Annotated in this window: 1 protein-coding gene and 1 pseudogene; one reads left to right on the top strand and one right to left on the bottom strand. The window is 39.0% G+C overall.

Going from position 1 to position 2,372, the window contains the following annotated elements; all coding sequences use genetic code 11:
- Positions 1–319, bottom strand: a pseudogene (locus tag PSN35_RS07110) (DUF302 domain-containing protein); the annotation flags it as partial.
- Positions 320–518: 199 nt separating this feature from the next.
- Between PSN35_RS07110 and mltG the strand changes: the two are divergent.
- Positions 519–2,309, top strand: coding sequence for an endolytic transglycosylase MltG (mltG, locus tag PSN35_RS07105; protein ID WP_300031443.1), 1,791 nt, complete (start codon positions 519–521; stop codon positions 2,307–2,309).
- Positions 2,310–2,372: the final 63 nt, after the last annotated feature.

The following is a 2,372-nucleotide window of genomic DNA, read 5'->3' as shown; positions in this document are numbered from 1 at the left end:
TAATATTTCTTTCAATCACAACTTCAGCCATGGCCTCTTCAATATTTGCGATTGTTTCTAGTCTGTTTTCACCCTTCATATCGTCACTAACTTTATCGCGAACAATTGATGCCATAGTGATATCGCCTGTATCAAGCAATGTGTTCGTCATTGGCATGTACACTTTTGACATAGAATCAGGGTGTAGTTTTGGTGAAACCATCTCACTGATTACTTTAGAGGTAACGCCGTATTGCGCTTGTAATGACACCGCATAGTAAGTTGCAATTGCACCAATAACAATTAACACCCATTTGATTAAATTAATAATTCCACCCATTTCTTCTCTCCTATTTGTTGTTTGTGTTTAGTAAAACCTTTGTTACTGAAGCTAGATTTTAGCACCCTAAAAACCTCTTGGGGTGTTAATTTGAGCAGGATAAGGCTCTATTGGTAACGATAATCGTTGTTAGTTACTAAGATTCGATACTGGTTTGATAGGTGTTTTTTATTGAGCTGCTTAATTATAATACTGGCTTATGAATCGAATCACTCTGGTCAACGGAAAAAAACAAAGCAAGCTCAGTATCAATAATCGTTTAACGCAATTTGGTGACGGGCTGTTTGAAACGTGTTTGGTTGTTAATGGTCAATTACTATTGGCTCAACAGCATTTTGATCGATTAAATAAAGGCGCTCAGCGTTTGCAAATTACCCCTATTGATCAATCAATTTGGCTTAAAGATATCAGCAAGGCCATGTCAACAGTTAAATTTGATCGCGCTGTGGTAAAGATGATGCTATCTCGTGGCGAAACCGAGCGCGGTTATGGATTTGACGACACGATTGAACCAGTTAGAATTGTTATTGTGTCCAAAGCGCCAGATTTACCCGCTGATTTGAATTTGAATGTGTGCAAGAGTGGCTATGCTGATAACCAATTGTTAGCAGAAATAAAGCATTGTAATCGCTTAGAGCAAGTATTGGCACGTCGCAATATGATCGCGCAAGAATGTATTATGCTTGACCCTCAAGGGCAGGTTGTTTCTGTTAGTCAGGGTAATATTTTTGCCGTTAAAAATGGTGTATTGTTAACACCGGGTTTGGATGAATGTGGCATTGAGGGCACAAGGCGGCAGCTGGTTATAGAGTTGGCTGGTCAGCTGGGTATGTCAGTTGAAGTGTGCACATTGACTATGTCTGAACTACTTGAATGTGATGAAATATTTGTCACCAATAGTGTGATGGGAATTATGCCTATTCGCCAAGTTAATGAGCAGATATTCACAGAGCGCACAATCACTGAAAAGCTAAACAACGCGCTTAAACAAGCATTATTAAAGCGTCAATATTCAATTGATTTGGCATCAAAACGCTACTTTTCTGAATTTTTATTAGTCGTATTATCAGGATTAATACTGTTTTGGCTATATTGGGCAAATACGATTAATACGTTAAAAACCATTACCTATCAAGTGCCTCAAGGCGCTGGCGTGTATTCGGTAGCGCAAGATCTTAAGCACCACGGCTTGATTAATTCTAGTTTGTTTGTGGTTTGGGTAGCCAAGCTCACCAATGCTGATAAGCAGCTTAAGTCAGGGTTTTATGATATTCATCCGCACACGAGTGTTTGGCAACTACTCTCAGACATGAAGTCTAATCAGGTTGCCACTAGAAATATCAGTCTAATCGAGGGTAAGACGTTGCGTGATTATTATCAATTATTACGTGATGATCAATCAATTATCGTGAAAGACTCTTTGGATAAAATATTGGCAAAAACTGCGGCAAAATCGCCATACGAAGGGCAGTTTTGGCCCGATACTTATCAAATTAATTATGGCGATAGTGCAGTGAGCGTACTAGATCGGGCACATGATATTTTGGAGCATAAATTAACCCAAGCTTGGGATGCTAGAGACAAAAACCATTTGTTAACAGATAGGTATCAAGCATTAATTCTGGCTTCATTAATTGAGCGTGAAACAGCGGTTAATGCAGAAAAAGCCAAAATTTCTGGTGTTTTTATTAATCGGCTGAAAAAAAATATGCGCCTGCAAACTGATCCAACCGTTGTTTACGCCTTGGGTGAGGCGTATACGGGCAAATTAACCAAGCAGGATTTGTGGGTAAAAAGCCCTTACAATACTTATAGAAATAAAGGCTTGCCACCAGGGCCAATCAGTTCAATAGGGCAAGCTTCTCTAGAGGCAGCCATGCATCCCTTACAAACTGAATATCTGTTTTTTGTGGCAAAAAAAGATGGCACACATGCCTTTGCAAAAACTTATAAACAACACTTAACTAATATTAAGAAGCATCTAAAATAACCGTATGAAAATAGGAAAATTTATCACCATTGATGGGGTTGAGGGTGCAGGAAAAAGTACCCA

This window comes from Candidatus Thioglobus sp., assembly GCF_028599055.1.
GTDB lineage: Bacteria > Pseudomonadota > Gammaproteobacteria > PS1 > Pseudothioglobaceae > Thioglobus_A.
The sequence above is the reverse complement of the archived record's forward strand: the minus strand, read 5'-3'. Positions and strand labels throughout refer to the sequence as shown.